Source organism: Tenacibaculum holothuriorum, assembly GCF_002120225.1.
In the GTDB taxonomy this organism is placed as follows: Bacteria; Bacteroidota; Bacteroidia; order Flavobacteriales; family Flavobacteriaceae; genus Polaribacter; species Polaribacter holothuriorum.
Genome location: NZ_LAPZ01000007.1, coordinates 240,866 through 263,161 on the forward strand (window position 1 = coordinate 240,866; position 22,296 = coordinate 263,161).

The 22,296-nt window shown below is 31.2% G+C and carries 15 protein-coding genes; 11 read left to right on the forward strand and 4 right to left on the reverse strand.

Features of this window, described 5'->3' with window-relative positions:
- The first annotated feature begins 8 nt into the window (after positions 1–8).
- Positions 9–1,136, forward strand: coding sequence for an acyltransferase family protein (locus tag WH52_RS10355; protein ID WP_086030871.1), 1,128 nt, complete (start codon positions 9–11; stop codon positions 1,134–1,136).
- A 35-nt stretch (positions 1,137–1,171) separates the two neighbouring features.
- Here the strand turns inward: WH52_RS10355 and WH52_RS10360 are convergent, their stop codons facing one another.
- From WH52_RS10360 to WH52_RS10370, 3 genes are all read right to left on the reverse strand, one after another.
- Positions 1,172–3,631, reverse strand: a complete 2,460-nt coding sequence (locus WH52_RS10360; protein ID WP_086030872.1) for a TonB-dependent receptor domain-containing protein — start codon at positions 3,629–3,631, stop codon at positions 1,172–1,174.
- Positions 3,632–3,767: 136 nt separating this feature from the next.
- On the reverse strand, positions 3,768–5,648 hold the full coding sequence (gene yidC / locus WH52_RS10365) for a membrane protein insertase YidC (protein WP_086030873.1): 1,881 nt from the start codon (positions 5,646–5,648) through the stop codon (positions 3,768–3,770).
- Between the two features lie 189 nt (positions 5,649–5,837).
- The gene (locus WH52_RS10370) at positions 5,838–7,451 is read right to left on the reverse strand and encodes a CTP synthase (protein WP_086030874.1); all 1,614 of its coding nucleotides are present in this window, start codon (positions 7,449–7,451) and stop codon (positions 5,838–5,840) included.
- 230 nt (positions 7,452–7,681) lie between these two features.
- On the opposite strand from WH52_RS10370, the gene rpmH reads away from it, so the two are divergent.
- From rpmH to WH52_RS10420, 10 genes are all read left to right on the forward strand, one after another.
- On the forward strand, positions 7,682–7,843 hold the full coding sequence (gene rpmH, locus WH52_RS10375; protein WP_086030875.1) for a 50S ribosomal protein L34: 162 nt from the start codon (positions 7,682–7,684) through the stop codon (positions 7,841–7,843).
- A 101-nt stretch (positions 7,844–7,944) separates the two neighbouring features.
- Positions 7,945–10,797 (forward strand): carbamoyl-phosphate synthase large subunit, encoded by a 2,853-nt coding sequence (gene carB / locus WH52_RS10380; RefSeq protein WP_086030876.1) that lies wholly within the window; start codon positions 7,945–7,947, stop codon positions 10,795–10,797.
- Between the two features lie 10 nt (positions 10,798–10,807).
- Positions 10,808–11,095, forward strand: coding sequence for a hypothetical protein (locus WH52_RS10385; protein ID WP_086030877.1), 288 nt, complete (start codon positions 10,808–10,810; stop codon positions 11,093–11,095).
- 113 nt (positions 11,096–11,208) lie between these two features.
- Positions 11,209–12,117: a LytTR family DNA-binding domain-containing protein gene (locus tag WH52_RS10390; protein ID WP_086030878.1), complete on the forward strand. Its 909-nt coding sequence runs from the start codon at positions 11,209–11,211 to the stop codon at positions 12,115–12,117.
- Between the two features lie 149 nt (positions 12,118–12,266).
- Positions 12,267–14,636: a TonB-dependent receptor gene (locus WH52_RS10395; protein ID WP_086030879.1), complete on the forward strand. Its 2,370-nt coding sequence runs from the start codon at positions 12,267–12,269 to the stop codon at positions 14,634–14,636.
- 4 nt (positions 14,637–14,640) lie between these two features.
- A complete protein-coding gene (locus tag WH52_RS10400; RefSeq protein ID WP_086030880.1) occupies positions 14,641–15,468 on the forward strand; it encodes a DUF4249 domain-containing protein in 828 nt (275 codons plus the stop codon).
- Positions 15,469–15,590: 122 nt separating this feature from the next.
- On the forward strand, positions 15,591–16,028 hold the full coding sequence (locus WH52_RS10405; RefSeq protein ID WP_086030881.1) for a MarR family winged helix-turn-helix transcriptional regulator: 438 nt from the start codon (positions 15,591–15,593) through the stop codon (positions 16,026–16,028).
- A 29-nt stretch (positions 16,029–16,057) separates the two neighbouring features.
- Positions 16,058–17,185: an efflux RND transporter periplasmic adaptor subunit gene (locus tag WH52_RS10410; protein WP_086030882.1), complete on the forward strand. Its 1,128-nt coding sequence runs from the start codon at positions 16,058–16,060 to the stop codon at positions 17,183–17,185.
- A 6-nt stretch (positions 17,186–17,191) separates the two neighbouring features.
- Complete coding sequence (locus WH52_RS10415; protein WP_086030883.1) at positions 17,192–20,353, forward strand: efflux RND transporter permease subunit; 3,162 nt, start codon at positions 17,192–17,194, stop codon at positions 20,351–20,353.
- A 12-nt stretch (positions 20,354–20,365) separates the two neighbouring features.
- On the forward strand, positions 20,366–21,688 hold the full coding sequence (locus WH52_RS10420) for a TolC family protein (RefSeq protein WP_086030884.1): 1,323 nt from the start codon (positions 20,366–20,368) through the stop codon (positions 21,686–21,688).
- Between the two features lie 115 nt (positions 21,689–21,803).
- Here WH52_RS10420 and WH52_RS10425 read toward each other — a convergent pair whose 3' ends face one another.
- Positions 21,804–22,250, reverse strand: a complete 447-nt coding sequence (locus WH52_RS10425; protein WP_086030885.1) for an SMI1/KNR4 family protein — start codon at positions 22,248–22,250, stop codon at positions 21,804–21,806.
- Between the last annotated feature and the right edge of the window lie 46 nt (positions 22,251–22,296).

Here is a 22,296-nt window from a genome sequence, read left to right on the forward strand (position 1 = left end):
AAAATCATATGAAACCTATTAAATCTAAAAAACACAGTCGACAATTTTACATTGATTGGCTTAGAATTCTTTTAATTTTTAGTGTATTTCTATACCATATTGGTATGTATTTTAATTCATGGGGATGGCATGTTAAAAATAATATAACTGTTACTTGGTTAAATAAACTGATGTGGTTTTTACATTTATGGCGAATGCCTTTGCTATTTTTAGTTTCTGGTGTAGGAACCTATTACGCTTTGGGGCATAGAACTGTAAAAAAATATTTGAATGAACGTTTTACACGACTTTTTATTCCTTTTATAGTAGGTGTTATCACTTTAGTACCAGTACAAGTGTACATAGAGAAAATAGATGCGTATTCTTCTTTAGGAAGTTTTTACTTGAAAATGTTTGACGGTATATATCCAACAGGTAATTTTAGTTGGCATCACTTATGGTTCATATTGTACTTGTTTTTAATCTCATTACTTATATCTCCGTTTTTAAACTATTTAAGAAGTAATCGTTTTAATATCCTTAAGGAACAATGGGGACTACTACTTCAAAAACCCTTAGCTTTAAATTTATATTTAGTTTTATTAATTGGTTCACAAGCCATACTTAGACAATGGTTTCCAGATAGTACTCATGCCTTGTATAATGATTGGGCTTATTTTATATATTATACTTTGTTTTTTATAGCTGGATTCGTTTTTATTACTGATCAAGGTTTAGTGAAGGCAATAGAAAATCAAAGACGTTTGTATTTAATAGAAACAGTTATAGCCACCATATTTCTATTTTCTATTTCCTCCTTATTTACACATCAAAAGTTGATGGATTGGTTATATGGAATTACAGGTATTATTATAGGATGGAGTTGCGGCTTAGCTGCGTTAGGGTATACGAAAAAGTACTTTAATAAAGATTCTCGTTGGAGAAAGAGGTTAAACGAAGGAATCTATCCTTTTTATCTATTACACCAACCTGTGATCATAGTTTTAGGATATTACTTTAAAAACATTGAGTTACCTGTGGTAACTAAAATGCTTGTTTTAATATCAATGAGTTTCTTTGTTGTAGTGTTACTTTATGAGCTGTTTGTAAAGCGTTTTAATATACTAAGAGTGATTTTTGGAATGAAGAAAGTATAAAAAAAGAGGAAGCAATTGCTTCCTCTTATATATTTTTATCCACCAAATTCTTCACCACCTCCATCAAATTCTCTACGAGGACGTTCGCGCTTTTTCTTTTGGTTAAATCGGTACACAAAACTTAAAGAAATTTGACGTTCTCTCCATTGAAAAGTTCCGTCTGAAATTGTGCGTGGATTCTCTCTGCCTCCAAAATAGGTTACACTTTCTCTTTTACGTGAATTAAATAAGTCGCTAACGTTTAAAACTAAAGAAGCTTTGTCTTTAAACAAATCTTTACTAAAAGCTAAGTTAGTAACAAAGATTCCGTCTCTATCTGTTTGAGCACTGGCTTGTGGTCCACGATACATAATACGAGTTTGCCACTGAATTTTTGCAGGTAAGGTAATTCTAGAATTAAATCGAGCAAACCAACTACTTTCATTTACTTCTGGTAAAGGCAAAGTTTTAGTAACTGAGTTTCCGTTAATATCAGTAAAAGTGTATGTATAATCGAATGCATCCGTCTTAAATTTAAAGTAGTTAAAAGATGCTGATAATCGTACTTTTTTAGAAACATTGTAGTTTGTAGTAAATTCAATACCGTAACGCTGCTCATCATTTAAGTTTAATGGTTGACGAACAAAAACATTGTTTCCGTTTCTTACTTCTGTCAAAGATACTGGACGAATTAAATCGGTAGAAATTTGATAGTATATAGAAGCTCCTAAGTTTAATTTTTTAACTCTTGTATTATAACCTAAATCGAAAGAACTTGTAAATGTTGGAGTTAAATCTGGATTTCCTCTAAAGAAATTGGTTGTAGAACTTCTAGTTTCAAAAGGATTTAAAAACCAGTGACGTGGTCTTCTTAAACGTCTACTGTAACCTAAAGTAAGGTTTTCGTTATCATTTAATTCATATCCTAAATTAACGGTAGGAAACCACTCTGTAAAGTTTTTATCAGAAGTTTTGTTTGTTGTAAGTAAATCTAAATCTATATCAGTAATTTCTGTACGTAATCCTAATAGGTAGGAGAATTTATCGATTTTGCTTCCATATTGTGTATAAAAAGCATAAATATTTTGTTTGAAATTAATAGCATTTGAAGGATCGAAATTGTTAGTTGGATCTAATATATTTACCTTAAAGTCTGAACTTAAATCTTGAAGCGTAGTTTTGTGTCCGATTTCAAATTGCGATTTTTCTCCAATTGGTAATACGTAATCAATCTGAAATAATTTATCGGTAGATTTTGTTACCTGCGAATTATCTTCTGTTAAAACTCCATTCGAGGTAATAGGAGAGAGTTCTGTTTCATCACTTTCGCCATATTGTAAATCGATAGTTAATTTTTGTCCTTTTCCATCAAAATTATTGGTGTAGTTTAAGGAGTATTGTTTGTCGATTCCTTTTTCTTCTTCGTTTTCAATACGAGTAATATCCTGTGGATTATTGAACATTAACTGATTAATAATATTGGTAGCGATGTCATCTCCTTTAGAATTTCTGTAAAAGAAAGATCCTGTAATAGAACTATTTTTAGTGAGGAAATATTCTAAACCTATTGAAGCGTTAAAGTTTTTATTGGTTCTATCAAAAGTTCTATCTTCAGTTTGAATACTATCTATTACATTATCCCCTCCTAAATAAGAAAATTTAGAGAATGAATTTCCAGGACCTTTACGATAAGAATATCCAAGATTAGAAAATAAGTTAATCTTTTTTGTACGATAGTTTAGACTTGGAGCAATACCAAATTGATCTGGGTTACCAAGTGTAAGATTTACAGAACCATTAAAGCCTGTGATTTTTCCTTTTCTAAGAATAATGTTTAAAATTCCGGCTGTACCTTCAGCGTCATAGCGAGCAGAAGGAGAGGTAATAACTTCTACTTTTTCGATAGCATCGGCAGGTAAATTACGTAAAGCATCAGTGCCTGTTAAACCAACTAAAGCAGAAGGTTTACCATCTATTAAAATACGTACATTTTCGTTACCACGTAAACTAACTGCACCTTCGGCGTCAACATTTACAGATGGTACGTTGTCTAAAACGTCAGAAGCATTACCACCTTTTACAGTCATGTCTTTACCAACGTTGTAAATCTTTTTATCTAAGCGGATTTCTACTGTAGATTTTTCCGCTACAACTTCTACTTCTTCTAAAGTTTCTGCATCTTCAGAAAGTGTAATTGTACCTAAATTGGTATTTGCTGTTAATTGTTTGTTAGGTAAGTTTTTGCTTTTAAAGCCTATAAACTCAACCTTTATAGCATACATTCCTTTAGGAACTTGAAAAGAAAAACTCCCTTTAGTATCAGTAACACCACCAGTTACTTTTTTTGTTTTTAAATGTGTTAAAACAATTGTAGCGTATTCTAAAGGTTGTTGTGTGTTTGTTTCTACAACTTTACCTGTAAGTGTAATTTTAGAAATGTTTCGTCCTTTGTAGTTAGGCTTTTGAGCAAATGCAATACTACTTATAAGAAGTAGTAAAAATGTGAGTTGTCTCATTAAATAAAATTAATTGGTTGATTAAAATGAGTAAGACTACAAATGTCTGTATAGGTTTAATTGTGTTTTGTTAAAACTCTGTTAAATAAAAAATCCGCAGTAAAACTGCGGATTTTAATGTATTGAAAAATAAAAATTATTTCTTTTTTGACTTAGCCCTTTTTTGAGCTTCTTGCTGTTCCTGAGCTTGTTTCATAGCGGCATCTAAACGCTCTCTAAACTTACTCTTTTTAACAGGTTTCTTTTTGTTTTCTTCAATTTTAGCATGAATCTTAGCTTCATCAATTACATAGTTTTTAATTACAAACATAATTGTAATTGTAAGTAAGTTAGAGATAAAGTAGTATAAACTTAATCCACTCGCATAGTTGTTAAAGAAGAATAACATCATGATAGGAGAGAAGTAAATCATGTACTTCATCATCTTGCTCATATCTGGCATACCTTCTTGCGTTGGAGCTTGCATATTTGCTTGCTGACTTTGATTCATTTTCATGTAGAAGAAAATAGCAATAGAGGCTAAAATTGGGAATAAACTAACGTGATCTCCATAAAAAGGAATTTCAAAAGGAAGTTTAAATACAACATCATAAGAAGATAAATCTGGTGCCCATAAAAATCCTTTTTGACGTAAATCGAAGTTCGTTGGAAAGAACTTGAATAAGGCAAAGAATACAGGCATTTGTAATAATGCTGGTATACAGCCCGACATCATACTAACTCCAGCTTTTCGCTGTACAGCCATAATTTCTTGCTGACGCTTCATTGCATTTTCGTTACCAGGATATTTTTTATTGATAGCTTCCATTTCTGGACGAATCACTTTCATCTTAGCACTCGATACATACGACTTATATAATACTGGCGACATGATAATACGAACTACAATTGTCATTAAAATGATGATTAATCCGTAGTTACCAATGAATCCTTTTAACATATTAAAAACTGGATAGAAAATAGTACGATTTAAGAATCCGAATATTCCCCAACCTAAGTCACTAATTTCTGCTAAATCAGTTCCTTTGTAAGTCTTTAATAAATTATAATTTGTAGGTCCGTAGAACCACTCCATATTATAATTTAATTCTCCGTTAGTTAACTGTAAAGGAGTTTTTAATTCATATCTTTTGGTAAACAATGTATCTACTTCAGCATCTTTAACTAAATCTGTTGAAGTTAACGTAGCATTGTTAAAAGGTGTATCTGTTGTTAAAACAGAAGAGAAGAAGTGCTGCTTATAAGCAACCCAATCTACATCGTTTAAAACATCAGAATTTCCAGGACGTAAGTAATCTACTTCATCATCAGCTTTAAAATAATACCATGAATACATCGTGTTTTCTGTCTTCATGCTTTTTTCGTGGCGTAAACCATCTAAAGTCCAGTCTAAATTAATTTGCTGAGAAGAATTGATAACACTATTTAATCCTTGAGAACGAACTGCAAAACCTACACGGTAATCGTTTGGTTTCATTTCGTAACGGTATTCTAAAAATTGACTTTCAGAAACCTTTAATTTCATAGAAAGAATTTTATTCCCTCCATTTTCGGTATATGATGGAACAAATACTAAATCTTTAGTGTTTAAAATTCTATTATCTGTTGTACCGAAGTTAATATTAAAAGAAGCGTTTTTATCTTTAACTAAATATAAAGGAAGCGAATCGTAAGTTCTTTCATTTTTAACTAAAGCTTCAATTATTTGTCCACCTTTAGTGTCAATAGTTAATTTTAAAACTTCGTTTTCTAAAACTTTAGTTTCTTGTTTTGCTTGTAATGCACCAAAAGCAAAGGCTCCTAGTTTGTTTGTTAATGCTACCGATTTTAAAGAATCGTTTTCAAAAACAGGAGTTGTTGTTTGATCTGCATTGTTTTCAGGAAGTTTAGCTACTTGTTCTGTTTTAGTAGTTTCGGGAGTAACTTCTTCTTCAGTTTTATTGGTCCACCAGAAAAAGATTAAACCAATTAATAACATTCCTATTAAGGAATTAAAATCAAATTTTTTTTGTTCCATTGATGTATATTATAATGTCAACTTGTCATTAAACGTTTTTCAGTTTCCTAAAAAACCCGACAAAGGTAGTAAAACTACTATGAACTTATAGTGATTTTACTATGATTAATTTTATGATGTATGGTAGTTCAAACAGTATTCCGTTTTGGGTTAAAAAAAGAAAATCCTGCTCTTGGCAGGATTTTTATTTTATTTCTTCGAATGTTTTAAGGAGGCCTTAATAAAGTCTACAAAAAGTGGGTGCGGATTTAACACCGTACTTTTATATTCTGGATGATATTGAACCCCAACAAACCAAGGATGTGTAGGAACTTCTACAATTTCTACTAATCCAGTTTCTGGGTTAATACCTGTAGCTTTCATGCCAGCGGCTTCTATTTGTTCTTTGTATTTATTATTGAATTCATACCTGTGTCTGTGACGCTCGCTAATCATTTCAGATTTATAAGCATCAAATACTTTAGAATCTTTTTGAATCTTACAATCCCAAGCACCTAAACGCATGGTTCCGCCTTTTTCGGTAACTTCTTTTTGCTCCTCCATGAGGTTAATTACTGGATGTTTAACTTTTTCATCCATTTCGGTAGAGTTAGCATTTTTTAGGTTCAGTATGTTACGAGCAAATTCAATCACCGCCATTTGCATTCCTAAACAAATTCCTAAAAAAGGAATATTATTTTCTCGTACATATTGTACTGCAGCAATTTTTCCTTCAATACCTCGATCTCCAAAACCAGGAGCTACCAAAACACCATTCAGCCCTTCTAATTTCGAAGCAGCATTTTCTGGAGTTAATTCTTCAGAATGAATCCAACGAACATTCACTTTCGTTTTATTTGCTGCACCAGCATGAATAAAGGCTTCAGTAATTGATTTATAAGAATCGTGCAATTCTACATATTTACCAACTAAACCTATCTCTATGGTTGAAGTTGGATTTTTATGACGCTCTAAAAATTTATTCCAAGCTCTTAACTTTGGTTGTTTTCTAGTTGATAAACGTAATTTATCTAATACAACATAATCTAATCCTTCAGCAAACATTAAATTAGGAACATCGTAAATAGTTTCTGCATCTAATGATTGAATCACATCTTGTTTCTTTACATTACAGAAAAGCGCCAATTTACGTTTAATATTATCGTTGATTGGGTGTTCAGAGCGACACACTAAAATATCAGGATTCACACCACTTTGCATCAACATTTTTACAGAATGCTGCGTTGGTTTAGTTTTTAACTCACCTGCAGCAGCTAAATAAGGAACCAATGTTAAATGAACTATAATAGCATTTTCTTCACCTAACTCCCATTGTAATTGACGAACAGCTTCTACATATGGTAAAGATTCAATATCACCTGTAGTTCCACCAATTTCAGTAATTACAATATCATAATCGCCAGTATTTCCTAAAATTTGAATTCGATGTTTAATTTCATCAGTAATATGGGGAATTACCTGTACCGTTTTTCCTAAAAATTCTCCTTTACGTTCTTTGTTAATTACAGATTGATAAATTCTACCTGTAGTTACATTATTAGCTTGTGAAGTAGGAATGTTTAAAAAACGTTCGTAATGTCCTAGGTCTAAATCAGTTTCTGCACCATCATCAGTAACATAACATTCTCCGTGTTCGTACGGATTTAAAGTTCCTGGATCTATATTAATATAAGGATCTAATTTTTGAATAGTTACCGAATAGCCTCTTTCTTGTAGTAATTTAGCTAAGGAAGCGGCAATAATACCTTTTCCTAATGATGAAGTTACGCCTCCCGTTACAAAGACATATTTAGTGTTGTTCATGGTGTTGTTAGGTTTGGGCAAAAGTAAGAAGTCTGTGAATATGAACAAATAAAAAGAATAAAAAATAGGGTATATTGCAGTGGATTTCTGCAAAGAAAAAAAATAATTAAAAAAAACAAAAAATGGGTTTGTCGGACTAAAAAACTGTTGTATATTTGCCCACGCTTTTAGCAGACGGAATTTCACAAAAGCAGTTAAATTAATAAACAAGACATTTAAAAAATTTAGAAATGCCAAAAAGAACGTACCAACCATCGAAACGCAAGAGAAGAAACAAACATGGTTTTAGAGAAAGAATGGCTTCTGCTAATGGTCGTAAAGTATTAGCAAGAAGAAGAGCAAAAGGAAGAAAGAAATTATCAGTTTCTTCTGAAACAAGACATAAAAGATAATGATGTTAGTCATTAAATAAGGGTGTTACTTTTTTTAGTAACACCTTTTTTTATACCCACTCAATTTATATTTTTACAAAACACAACACAACTATATAAAAATGCCAAAACGTCAAGACCTTAAATCAATTTTAATTATTGGATCAGGACCAATTGTAATTGGTCAAGCATGCGAATTCGATTATTCAGGATCACAAGCATTACGTTCGCTTCGTGAAGATGGAATTGAAACAATTTTAATCAATTCTAACCCTGCTACGATCATGACCGATCCTTCAATGGCAGATCATGTTTACTTATTGCCATTAAATACAAAGTCTATCATTCAAATTTTAAAAGAGCACCCACAAATCGATGCAGTTTTACCTACAATGGGAGGGCAGACAGCATTAAATTTATGTATTGAAGCGGATGAAAAAGGAATTTGGAAAGATTTTGGGGTAGAAATTATTGGAGTTGATATTGATGCAATTAATATAACGGAAGATAGAGATAAGTTCCGTTTGTTAATGGAAGAAATCGATGTGCCAATGGCACCACAAGCTACTGCTACTTCATTCTTAAAAGGTAAAGAAATTGCACAAGAGTTTGGTTTTCCATTATGTATTAGAGCATCCTTTACTTTAGGTGGTGCAGGTGCCTCAATTGTATATGATGAAGCTGAATTTGAAAAATCATTATCTAGAGGATTAGAAATCTCTCCAATCCACGAGGTAATGATTGATAAGGCAATGATGGGATGGAAAGAATATGAGTTAGAATTATTACGTGACGATAATGACAATGTAGTAATTATCTGTTCTATTGAAAACATGGATCCAATGGGAATCCATACAGGAGACTCAATTACCGTAGCTCCAGCAATGACACTTTCTGATAAAACCTATCAGAAAATGCGTGATATGGCAATTAAAATGATGCGCTCAATTGGTGAATTTGCAGGAGGATGTAATGTTCAGTTTGCAGTATCTCCAGATGAGAAAGAAGATATTATTGCTATTGAAATTAACCCACGTGTATCGCGTTCATCAGCATTAGCATCAAAAGCAACTGGATATCCAATTGCAAAGATTGCTGCGAAGTTAGCTATTGGATATACGTTAGATGAATTAGATAACCAAATTACGAAGTCTACTTCAGCATTATTTGAGCCAACGTTAGATTATGTGATTGTAAAAATTCCACGTTGGAACTTTGATAAATTTGAAGGTTCAGATAGAACTTTAGGTTTACAAATGAAAGCTGTAGGAGAGGTAATGGGAATTGGACGTTCTTTCCAAGAGGCATTACACAAAGCTACACAGTCGTTAGAAATTAAACGTAATGGTTTAGGAGCTGACGGAAAAGGATATAAAGATTACAACCAAATTATTGAAAAGTTAACCTATGCAAGTTGGGATCGTGTTTTTGCAATCTACGATGCTATTGCAATGGGAATTCCTTTAAGTAAGATTTATGATATCACTAAGATTGATATGTGGTATTTAAAACAATACGAGGAATTATTCCAGTTAGAGAAAGAAATTTCTACCTACACTATTGACACTTTAGATAGAGAGTTATTACTAGAAGCTAAGCAAAAAGGATATGGAGATCGTCAGATAGCACATATGTTAGGATGCTTAGAGAGTGAGGTATATAAAAAGCGTGAAGAATTAAAGATAAAACGTGTATACAAGTTGGTAGATACTTGTGCTGCTGAGTTTAAGGCACAAACGCCATATTATTACTCAACTTTTGAAAATGAGGTTGAAACTGCAGATGGTGAGAAATTGCCAGCAAATGAGAGTATTGTAACCGATAAAAAGAAAATTATAGTACTTGGTTCTGGACCTAACCGTATTGGGCAAGGAATTGAATTTGATTACTGTTGTGTGCATGGTGTATATGCTGCAAAAGAATCTGGATATGAAACAATTATGATTAACTGTAATCCGGAAACAGTTTCTACTGATTTTGATACTGCAGATAAGTTATACTTCGAGCCAGTATTCTGGGAGCACATTTACGATATCATCAAGCATGAAAAACCAGAAGGAGTTATTGTTCAGTTAGGTGGTCAAACTGCTTTGAAATTAGCTGAGAAATTAGATCGTTATGGAATTCCAATTATCGGAACAAGTTATAAAGCTTTAGACTTAGCAGAAGATAGAGGAAGTTTTTCAACTTTATTAAAAGATAACAATATTCCTTACCCAGAATTTGGTGTAGCAGAAACTGCTGATCAAGCTTTACAATTAGCAGATGAGTTAGATTTTCCAATTTTAGTGCGTCCATCATATGTATTAGGAGGTCAAGGAATGAAAATTGTAATTAATAAAGAAGAGTTATTAGAACATGTAGTTGATTTATTACGTAAGATTCCGAATAACAAATTATTATTAGACCACTACTTAGAAGGAGCTATTGAAGCAGAAGCTGATGCGATTTGTGATGGAGAAAATGTATATATCATTGGAATTATGGAGCATATTGAACCATGTGGAGTACACTCTGGAGATTCAAATGCAACATTGCCAGCCTTTAACTTAGGAGAATTAGTTTTAGAGCAAATTAGAGAATATACGAAAACAATTGCTTTAGCATTAAAAACAAAAGGATTGATAAACATTCAGTTTGCTATTAAAGATGATAAAGTATATATCATTGAAGCAAATCCAAGAGCATCTCGTACAGTACCATTTATAGCAAAAGCTTATAAAGAGCCTTATGTAAACTATGCTACGAAAGTAATGCTTGGAGAGAAGAAAGTAACTGATTTTGATTTCAATCCACAGTTAGAAGGATTTGCAATTAAGCAACCCGTATTCTCATTCAACAAGTTCCCGAATGTAAATAAAAAACTAGGGCCAGAGATGAAGTCTACTGGAGAAAGTATTCTATTTATTGATTCGTTAAGAGATGATACTTTCTATGATTTATATTCAAGACGTAAAATGTATTTGAGTAAATAGAAGGATAATTTTGTTTGATTATACAATTATTAAGGAGTTATCTGCTTTTGTAGAAAGTAAAGGTTATGTTTTCTTAAACAAGAGAGTTCCTAATAAATTAGATTGGAAGAAAGGTCCATTTGAAAGACCATCAATGATTAAACTAAGTCTTGTAAGTATTAAAGTCTTAGGGATTCCAGTAAACTGGAAAAGAGAAGAGTTTTTTATAGTAAAACTAGAAAAAAATGGAGAGATTAGTGATTTTTGGGTAAAGGTCGTCAGTGGTTTCTTTTCAAAGACTAAGTTCTATATAAAATAAAAAAATCCCCAAAGGAAATTTCCTTTGGGGATTTCTATTAAGAACTATTTAACTATATAGAAAAAGCAATTTTTTTAGTTTTATCGCCGTTATATATTTTCCAAACTTTATCAATGAAAATTAGACAGTTTTTAAATTTGCCTTTTCAATTTTTTACCATTGCTAGAGAAAAATGGATGTATGCTATCAGTTGTACTTTGTTTTTTATGGCATTTTTTATGGTGTATCAGCCTTATGGAATTTATGATAAAGTAAAAGCAGATGGGCATACATTATCAGAGTTTTTAATGGTACTTGTTTTGTTTTCGAGCATTATTTTTTTAGTGTTAACATTTAGCCAGTTTATACTGCGAAAACAATTTTTGACAAGAAATTATACTGTAAAACAGTTTTTTCTGTGGTTTCTCATAGATATTTTATTGATTGTTTTTTTACGAATTGTAGTTGATCTAATCTTTTTTGAAGATGATATTATTTCATTAGAAAATCTATTTGAAGAAATTTTAAGACCTATTTTTCGAACAGCACTTATTTTATCTATTGTTTTATTATATCCTGTATTAGGAATGTTGGTCTATAGTTTTTTTAAGCAAATGTTACAGGAAAAAAAAGAACTTGAAAAGGACTTAAATGTTATAACCAATCATTATAAAATTGCTTCAGGAAATGAAGAATTAGTTCAATTTCTAGATGAGAAGAATGATTGTAAGTTAACTGTACCAATGAATACTATTTGTGTGATAGAATCTCAAAATCAATATGTATCAGTACGCTATATAAAAAATGAAAAATTAGTAGAGCAAAATATTAGAACAAGGTTTTCAAAAATATTAAAAGAGTTAGATCATTTTCCATCTATTATTAAATGCCATCGTTCGTATGCAGTAAATTTATTAAATATTGAAGGCTTACGATATATGAATCAAAAACCAAATTTGATTTTAGGAACTGAAAAAAGCATAAAAATTCCAGTATCAAAAACCTTTTTAAAAGATATAAAAATCAAACTTTCTTTGTATTAATATGCTAATGCATATTTTTCCATTCTTAAAGAAAAGTTAATCTAAGTCTTTTCACTCCAAAAAAGGTTTTTTCGCACCAATCCCAATAAAATAAGCCAATACAGAAGGTTTCTTCTCGTTAGTTTTGAGGAAAATTAATTCAAAAATATATGAAGAAACACATTTTATATGTTTTCTTATTAGTATCGTTTTGGGGATTCTCTCAAGAGAAATTTACAATAAGAGGAACATTGAAAGACAAGACAAATGGAGAAACCTTAGCAGGAGCAAGCATTATTGTAAAAGGAACTAATGTTGGAGTATCAACCAACGAATACGGCTTCTATTCATTAACAGTTCCAAAAGGAAATTATACACTACTTATTTCTTATTTAGGATATACTACAATAGAGAAAAAAGTATCATTAGAGGCTAATTTAAAACTTGATTTCGAATTAGCAGAAGACACCTCACAGTTAGATGAAGTTGTTATTACTTCAGAAGGAATGAAGAAGACTAACTTGCGAACTCCGCAAATGAGTGTAACAAAACTATCTACACAAACGATTAAGCAAATACCAGCGGTTATGGGAGAAGTAGATATTATTAAATCAATACAACTATTACCTGGGGTTACGAATTCGGGAGAAGGAGCTTCAGGGTTTAATGTACGTGGAGGAGCTGAAGATCAAAATTTAGTATTGTTAGATGAAGCAATTATTTATAATTCTTCGCATTTATTTGGTTTTTTTTCAGTCTTTAATAGTGATGCAATTAAAGATATAAAATTATATAAAGGTGGAATTCCAGCACAATTTGGAGGTAGAATTTCTTCTGTATTAGATATTCGTCAAAAAGAAGGAAACAGTAAAGAACTATCTCTAACAGGAGGAATCGGCGCTATATCTAGTAGATTAACTGTAGAAGGACCAACATTTAAAGACAAAGGATCATTTCTTTTTGCAGGAAGAGTCTCTTATGCTCACCTATTTTTAAAATTAACAAACAATAATAATAGTGCTAATTTCTATGATTTAAATTTTAAAACAAACTATAAAATTAACGATAAAAACAGACTGTTTTTGTCAGGTTATTTAGGTCAAGATAACTTTAGTTTAGCCAATAGATTTTCAAATTCATATGGTAATGTCTCTGGGAATTTACGTTGGAATCATATCTTCAATGATAAGTTATTTTCTAACCTGTCTTTAATTTATAGTCAATATAACTATGGATTACAAATAGATACACAAGGTTTAGATTGGAAATCAAAAATTAATAATTACAATATAAAATATGATGTTGGGTATTATTTAAATGATAAAATGAAGTTTAACTTCGGAGCGAGTGGTATTTATTACAAGTTCAATCCAGGAGAGTTGAATCCTTTAAATGAAAGTTCGGGAATTAATCCAAGAAAATTAGATGACAAGTTTGCGTTAGAAGGGGGGATTTATACTAGTTTAGAACATAAGATTACGAATAAATTAACAGCGATGTATGGTTTACGTTACAGTAGTTTTCACCGCTTAGGTAGCCAGACATTGAATCAATATGAAAATGATTTACCAGTAGTTTATAATACACAGTTAGGAATTTATGAACGTGCAGAAGCCATAGGAGAAACTACATATTCTAGTGGAAGTACAATAGCTTCTTTTGGAAATTTTGAACCTCGATTTGCCCTTTCATATCAGCTTAATGAAAAGTCTTCTTTAAAGACGAGTTACAACCGTACTGCACAATACTTGCATTTAATTTCTAATACTACTTCTGCTACTCCTTTAGATGTTTGGGCGCCAAGTGGTGAGTTTTTAAAGCCTCAATTAGCTGATCAATATGCTATAGGATATTTCAGAAATTTTAAGAATAATATGTATTCTTTTGAAGCAGAAGCCTATTATAAAACAGTAGATAATAGAGTTGATTATATAGATGGAGCAGATTTAATAGCTCAAAACAATATTGAACGAGAAGTTTTAATAGGAGAAATGCGTTCATATGGAGCAGAGTTTCTATTGAGAAAGAACAAAGGAAACTTTACAGGATGGTTAGCTTATACATTATCTAAAGCTGAGCAACGAACACCAGGTAATGCTTCTGGAGGATTAGGGATTAATGGTGGTAATTGGTATAATACAGCATACGATAGAACACATGATTTTTCATTTACGGGAAATTATAAGTTAAATGAAAAATGGAGTTTTGGAAGTAATTTTATTTTCCAAACAGGTCGACCTGTTACATATCCTAATGGTCAGTTTCAATATCAAGGCTTATCAGTGCCTACTTATAGTGATAGAAATGCAAGTAGGTTACCTGCATACCATCGTTTAGATATATCAGCTACACTAACTCCAAGAAAAAATAAAAATCGAAAATGGAAAGGAGAGTGGGTATTTAGTATTTATAATGTTTACAATCGTAGCAATGCAGCTTCTATTAGTTTCGGACAAAATGCTACCAATGGATTGAATGAAGCTACACAAACAACCATTTTTGGTATCGTTCCATCAGTGAGTTATAATTTTAAATTTTAAGAAAATGAAAAAGTCAATTATAAAATCAATAATCACAATTTTAATAATCGGTATTTTTTCATCTTGTACTGAGGTTGTAAATGTAGAAGTTCCTAATGGAGGAGCACGATTAGTTGTGGAGGCATCAATTTTATGGGAAAAGGGAACTACGGGAGCTAACCAAACTATTAAGTTAAGTACCTCTACAGAGTACTTTTCTGATACTCCCAATGTACCAGTAACGAATGCAACAGTTCAAGTGACGAATACGAATACAGGAGAAGTTTTTACTTTTTTGAATCAGAATAATGGAGAATATACCACAAACAATTTTAATCCTATACTTAATAATGAGTATCAATTAGAGGTAGTAAACGATGGTAAAACGTATACTGCTGTGGAAAGTTTGGTGTCTGTTTCAGAAATCAAAAATATTGAACAAGAATCAGTTTCCTCAATAGGAGGAGATGATGAAATAAGGTTGAAAATTTATTTTGATGATCCTGCAAATGAAGCAAATTTTTATCTTGGAGCATTTAAAGCTTCTAATTTAGCGATACCAGATCTAGAAACTTTAGATGACGAATTTACAGATGGAAATGAAAATTTTATAGAATACGAAGATGAGGATTTAACTGCAGGAGCTACAATTACAATAAGCTTACAAGGAATTTCACAGCGATATTATAATTACATTGATTTGTTAGTAGAACAGTTAGGACAAGGAGGTCCTTTCCAAACTACACCAGCTCGATTAAAAGGAAATTGTATAAATGTGAATGATTCAAATGAAGAAGTCTTTGGTTATTTCCGACTGAGTGAAACGGTGAATGATGTTTATACAATTAATTAGTAAAAAAGAAAATACAATCCGAAGTTTAATGCTTCGGATTTTTTAACACAATATTAACTAGTTGTATATGCAACTAAATTAATCTTTTCAGTTAATTTTGTGTCTAATATTGAAGAAAGTAGATGGATATAGAAAACACATTAGCGCCTTGGTTGGGAAAAACAGTGAAAATGATAGACAATCATATTCAAGAGATGTTTTATGCAAAGGAGATAAGTTTAACGAAGATACAATGGGTTCTTTTAAAAAGGTTGGGGGAAAAAAATGGAGTGCCGCAGCAAGAGTTAGCTTTTTTAACAGGTAGAGATAAAACTTCTTTAACACGTTTAATAAACACCATGGAGAAGAAGAGTTTGGTTGCGAGAATTCCTTCAAAGTCAGATAGGAGAATCAATCATATACATTTAACCAAAAAGGGAGCATTGTTGCTTAAAGAAACCATGCCAATCATGGAAGGATTTGCAAAGTCATTACAAGAAAATATTTCTGAGGAAGAAATAAAACATGCCATTAATGTAATTAAAAAAGTACAAGAAAATTTAATAAAAAAGATTCAATAACAGTTGTAGTAGCAACTAAAAAATAAAATATGAGAAAACTAATCATTGTTGGAGCAGGAATAGTATTACTTGGAGGTTCACTTTTATTATCTAGATATTTAAAAAATAGTAAAAAACTTCCTGAGCAAAAAGTAAGTAAAGTAGAAAAAACAGTTTTTGTTGAAACTGTAAAAAACGGAGAAGTGCCTATTGTTATTTCTGCAAACGGAAATCTAGTAGCAAAAAATAAAGTAGATATTTATTCAGAAGTACAAGGAGTATTAGAAAGTACAGGAAGAGATTTTAGAGCAGGAGTTTCGTATAGAAAAGGACAAACATTGTTAAAGATTAACAGTCAAGAATTTTACGCATCCATTCAATCGCAAAGAAGCACATTACAAAATTTAATAGCTTCAATTATGCCAGATATTCGATTAGATTATCCGAATTCTTTTGAAAAATGGAATACGTATTTAAAGAACTTCAACATAAATAAAACTGTACAACCGCTACCAACACCAAGTTCAGATAAAGAAAAATATTTTGTTACAGGAAAGAATATTTATACAACCTATTACAATATAAAAAACTTAGAAGCTAGGTTAGGAAAATATAGTGTAAGAGCTCCGTTTAATGGAATATTAACAGAAACGTTAGTAACAAACGGAACCTTAGTAAGATCGGGGCAAAAAATGGGAGAATTTATAGATACATCAGTATTTGAACTACCATTATCGGTAAACGGAGGTTTCGCAGATATCTTACAAAAAGGAAAAGTTGTAACACTTCAAAATTTAGAAAAAACAAAAACTTGGAGAGGAAAAGTATCAAGAATAAATGGAAAAATAGATCAAACTTCACAAACAGTACAAGTTTTTATTGAAGTAAAAGGAAAAGATTTAAGAGAAGGAATGTACTTAGAGGCCAATGTACCTACAAAAACAGCAACAGAAGCCATAGAAATTAATAGAAAATTGTTAGTTGAAAACAAATCAGTATATGTGGTAAGAAATAACGTTTTAGACTTAGTATCAATAAACCCAATACATTTTAATGAAAGCTCTGTTGTAGTTAAAGGATTAAAAAATGGAACACAATTAGTTTCTAAAGCAATAGCAGGAGCTTATGTAGGAATGCCAGTAAAAATATTTTCTGAAACTCAAGAATCAACAAAATAAGAAGAGATGAAGAAAGTAATCGCATATTTTATAAAATATCCAGTAGCAGTAAATATTATTATAATTGCTTTTGTAGTATTAGGATTCTTTGGATATTCTTCGTTAAAATCATCCTTTTTCCCATTAACAGATGCAAAATTTATTAGTATAAATGTAGCCTACCCAGGAGCATCACCACAAGAAATAGAAGAAGGAGTAGTTTTAAAAATAGAAGACAATTTAAAAGGATTAGTAGGAGTAGATAGAGTAACATCTACATCATCTGAAAATGCTGCAAACATTACAGTAGAAATTTTAAAAGACTACGATATTAATGTTGTTTTAGCCGATGTAAAGAACGCAGTAGATAAAGTTCCGAATTTTCCTACAGGAATGGAACCAGCTGTTGTAGCTAAAATAGAAAATGTAGCAGAAACCATCAGTTTTGTAGTTACAGGAGATAAAATTCCATTAAAATCATTAAAAAATATTGCCCGAGATATTGAAAATGATATCCGAAGAATAGACGGAATATCACAAATAACCATATCAGGATATCCAGCAGAAGAAATTGAAATAGCTGTTAGAGAAAACGATTTAATCGCTTATAACTTAACTTTTAATCAAGTAGCAAATGCTGTTTCAAATGCGAATATTTTAACTACAGGAGGTTCTGTAAAAACAGATGCTGAAGAGTATTTAATACGTGCTAATAATAGATCGTATTACGGTGATGAGCTAGATAATTTAGTGGTAAGAGCAGACGCATCAGGGAGAATTATCAGACTAAAAGACGTAGCAACGGTACAAGATATTTGGAATGAAACACCTAATAGAAACTATTATAACGGCAACTTAGCTGTAAGAATGCAGGTGAGCAATACCAATAGTGAAGACTTATTATCATCGGCAGAAAAGATTAATGAATACGTAGAAAAGTTTAACAAAGAACATGAAAATGTAAAAATTGAAGTAACAAGAGATTCATCAATAACCTTAAATCAGCGTACGCAATTATTATTTAAAAATGCATGGCAAGGAATGTTATTGGTTATGCTATTTTTGTCACTGTTCTTACGTCCAAGATTAGCATTTTGGGTAGCAGCAGGTTTACCAGTTGCATTCTTTGGAATGTTTATGTTAGCGGGTTATTTTAACATTACAATTAATGTATTATCATTATTCGGAATGATTATCGTAATTGGTATTCTGGTTGATGACGGAATTGTAATCTCAGAAAATATTTACCATCATTACGAAAAAGGAAAGAACCCAATTCGTGCAGCAATTGATGGTACAATGGAAGTAGTTCCGCCAATTATTTCAGCAATTACAACTACGGTTTTAGCATTTTCAGTATTCTTCTTTTTAGATGGAAATATTGGTGAGTTCTTTGGTGAAGTAGCTACAGTAGTTGCATTAACATTAATACTTTCTTTAGTAGAAGCGTTAATTATATTACCAGCACACGTAGCACACTCGAAAGCTCTAGATAGAAATCAAAAATTATATAAGTTCAATAAATATGCTGAAGATGTAATGGATTTTATGCGTGATAAAATCTATGCTCCAGCGTTAAAATTTGTGTTAGAAAACAAGTTTTTTGGTTTGGTAATTCCAGTAGCTTTCTTAATGATTACTATAGGAGCTTTTGAAGGAGGAATTATCAAAGGAACATTTTTTCCATCAATAGCAAGTGATCGAGTTTCTGTAAACTTAACTATGCCACAAGGAACGAATGAAAAAATTACAGATAGTATTATATCAGTAATAGAAGCAAAAACTTGGGAAGTAGAAAAAGAATTTACAAAGAAATATGGTAAAGAAGGAGAGCCTGTAGTAGAAAACATATTAAAACAAATTGGTCCAGGAACAGCAAGAGCATCTTTACGAATTAATTTATTGCCAGGAGAAACTAGAACTTTTAGTTCAAGAGAAATAACCAATGCCATTAGAGAAAAAGTAGGCGAGGTATATGGAGTAGAAGCTCTAACCTTTGGTTCTGGAGGAAATTTTGGAGGAAGTCCAGTATCCGTATCGTTATTAAGTAATAATATTTCTGAGTTAAAAGCTGCAAAAACCGAGTTAAAAGCAGAATTAAACAAAAATCAAGATTTAAAAGATGTTACTGATAATGATCCACAAGGAATCAAAGAAATAAAACTTCAGCTTAAAGATAATGCCTATTTATTAGGGTTGAATTTAAATGAAGTAATGTCGCAAATTAGAAGTGGTTTTTTTGGTAGACAAGCACAACGTTTTCAGAGAGGACAAGATGAAATAAGAGTTTGGGTGCGTTACGATAAAAATGAGCGTTCTTCTATTAAGAATTTAGATGACATGCGTATTGCAACTCCAACAGGAGCAAGAGTTCCACTTTCTGAAATTGCAACATATAAAATTGAACGAGGAGAAATTTCTATCAATCATTTAGAAGGTCAAAGAGAAATAAAGGTAGAAGCAGATATGAAAGATGCGCAAGCCAGTGCAACAGATGTGTTAGAAGATATAAAAACACGTATAATGCCATCTATAGTAGCTAAATATCCATCAGTAACAGCTTTATATGAAGGTCAAAATAGAGAAGCAGAGAAAGTATCAAGTTCAGCGGCAGTAGTTGGTCCAGTAATTCTATTACTAATCTATATTGTAATTGTATTTACATTCAGATCGTACGGACAACCATTCATGCTTTTGGTTATGGTACCATTCAGTTTAATTGGAGTAGCTTGGGGACACTGGATTCATGGATTTGCAGTAAATATTTTATCACTTTTAGGAATCATTGCTTTAATCGGAATTATGGTAAATGATGGGTTAGTACTCATTAGTAAATTTAATAGTTATATAAAAGAAGGAATGAAATATGAAGAAGCTTTATTTGCAGCAGGAAAATCGAGATTTAGAGCTATATTCTTAACCACTATAACTACTGTTGCTGGATTAGCCCCTTTAATTTTTGAAACAAGTAGACAAGCACAATTTTTAATTCCTATGGCAATATCTATTGCTTACGGAATTATGATAGCAACCTTTTTAACGCTTTTAACCTTACCTGTTTTGTTATCTATTTCAAACTATTCAAAAGTATACGCAAAATGGTTGTGGGAAGGTAAAAAACCAACAAGAGAAGAGGTTGAAAGAGCTATTAAGGAATTGGAATCGGAAAAAGAAGAATTAGAACAATAAAAGAAAAGAGGAATGAAAAAAATATATGTAACGATAGGAGTTCTATTGGTAAGTGTTTCTTTTTATGCACAGGAGGTATTAACTAAAGAAAAAGCAGTAGAAATAACTCTTGAAAATAATTATGATATTCGAATTACTAAGAATAATTTAGAAACAGCAAAGAATAACAAAAGTGTTTATAATAGTGGTTATTTACCAACTGTAACAGGTAATGCTGGGGCTAATTACAGTAATAATGATACTGATGTTGGTTTTCAAGATGGAACAGTAAACTCGGTTAAAGGAGCAGAATCTAAAACATACAATGCTTCAATAGGATTAAACTATACAATTTTTGATGGATTCAATAGACAGAATACTTATAAACGTTTAAAAGAGAACTATAATTTAACCGAATTACAAGCACGTCAAGTAATGGAAAATACACTAACAACACTATTTTTGGCGTATTATGAAGTGGGTAGGTTAACCGAAAATGAAGAAACTCAAAAACAAGCTTTAGAAATTTCTAAAAAGCGATTAGAAAGAGCAAAATATGGTTTTGAATATGGGCAAAATACAAAATTAGAAGTGTTAAATGCTGAGGTTGATGTAAACAATGATAGTATAACCTATATTGATGTTAAAAGACAATTAGCAAACTCTAAAAGAGACTTAAATGTAGTATTGGGTAGAAGTGTAAATACACCTGTAAAGGTAGATACAAACGTAGCCTATGCTATTAATTTAAATTTACCAGATTTATTACAAAATGCTAGAGATAATAATGCAAGTTTGTTACAAGCTAAAAAGAACATTGAAATAGGAGAACTGAATGTTAAAATTAATAAAGCAGGATGGATGCCTAATGTAGGGTTAACAAGTTCATATGCGTGGAATAAAAGTGATAACGATGCAACCAATGCTTTTAGTCCAACAACGAATGTACAAACAGGAATTAGAGCAGGTTTAAGTTTATCATGGAATATTTTTGATGGAGGAAGAACAAAAACAAATGTTGCGAACGCTAAAATAGCTGTAGAAACCCAAGAAATACAAAAAGAACAACAAGAAGAGCAATTAGAAAGAAATGTAAATAATGCTTGGGAAACCTATCAAAACAATTTATTTTCTTTACAAGCTCAGAAGAAAAATGTAGAAACAAATAAATTAAATTTTGAACGAACTAATGAACGTTATAAGTTAGGACAAATCTCTTCGATTGATTTTAGACAAGCACAACAAAATTTAATCAATGCTGAGTTAAGTTTAAGTAGAGCAAAATACAATGCTAAAAATTCTGAATTACAATTATTGCAATTAGGAGGAATACTCTTAGATAATAAGAACTTTTAAAGAATAAAAAATCCGAAGTAAATGATTTCGGATTTTTTAGTTAGTTTTTATAATGTCATTTTAAGATGTGGATGAATCAGCTGTAATTACGATTATACATTATTATCTGTAGTTTTTAATTATTTATAAATTCCCCAAAAGAAGCCGCAATTTTACGAACATCTCCTCCATCATGATAATATACCCATACGGAAAAATTGTCAGAAGAATCAATGTATAAATAGTCTCCATTTTCATCTCCAATAACAAAGCCAGATTCAACTCTATTTAAATCAACTTTTCCTACATTTGACGAAGTAAATTGTCCTGCACCGAATTCTTTTTGAGTTTTTACATATAATTTCAAACATTCAAAATTTGCAGATTTTCCAACGCCAATCATTTCCCATTCTTCTAACAATTCATTTTCTCCCATTATATTCCAGTATCTACCTTCATCATCAGGGGCTTCATCTTTATATTCATTGAATTCTATTTCATCTCCATTAGGATTCTTTCTAAGAAACTCTATATAAACATTGGGTAATTCCTTTTTAAAAATATTTTCTGAATTTGATTCCATTTTCTCTTCCTTTATTTTAAATATGCTGCTTTAAATTACAAGTAAT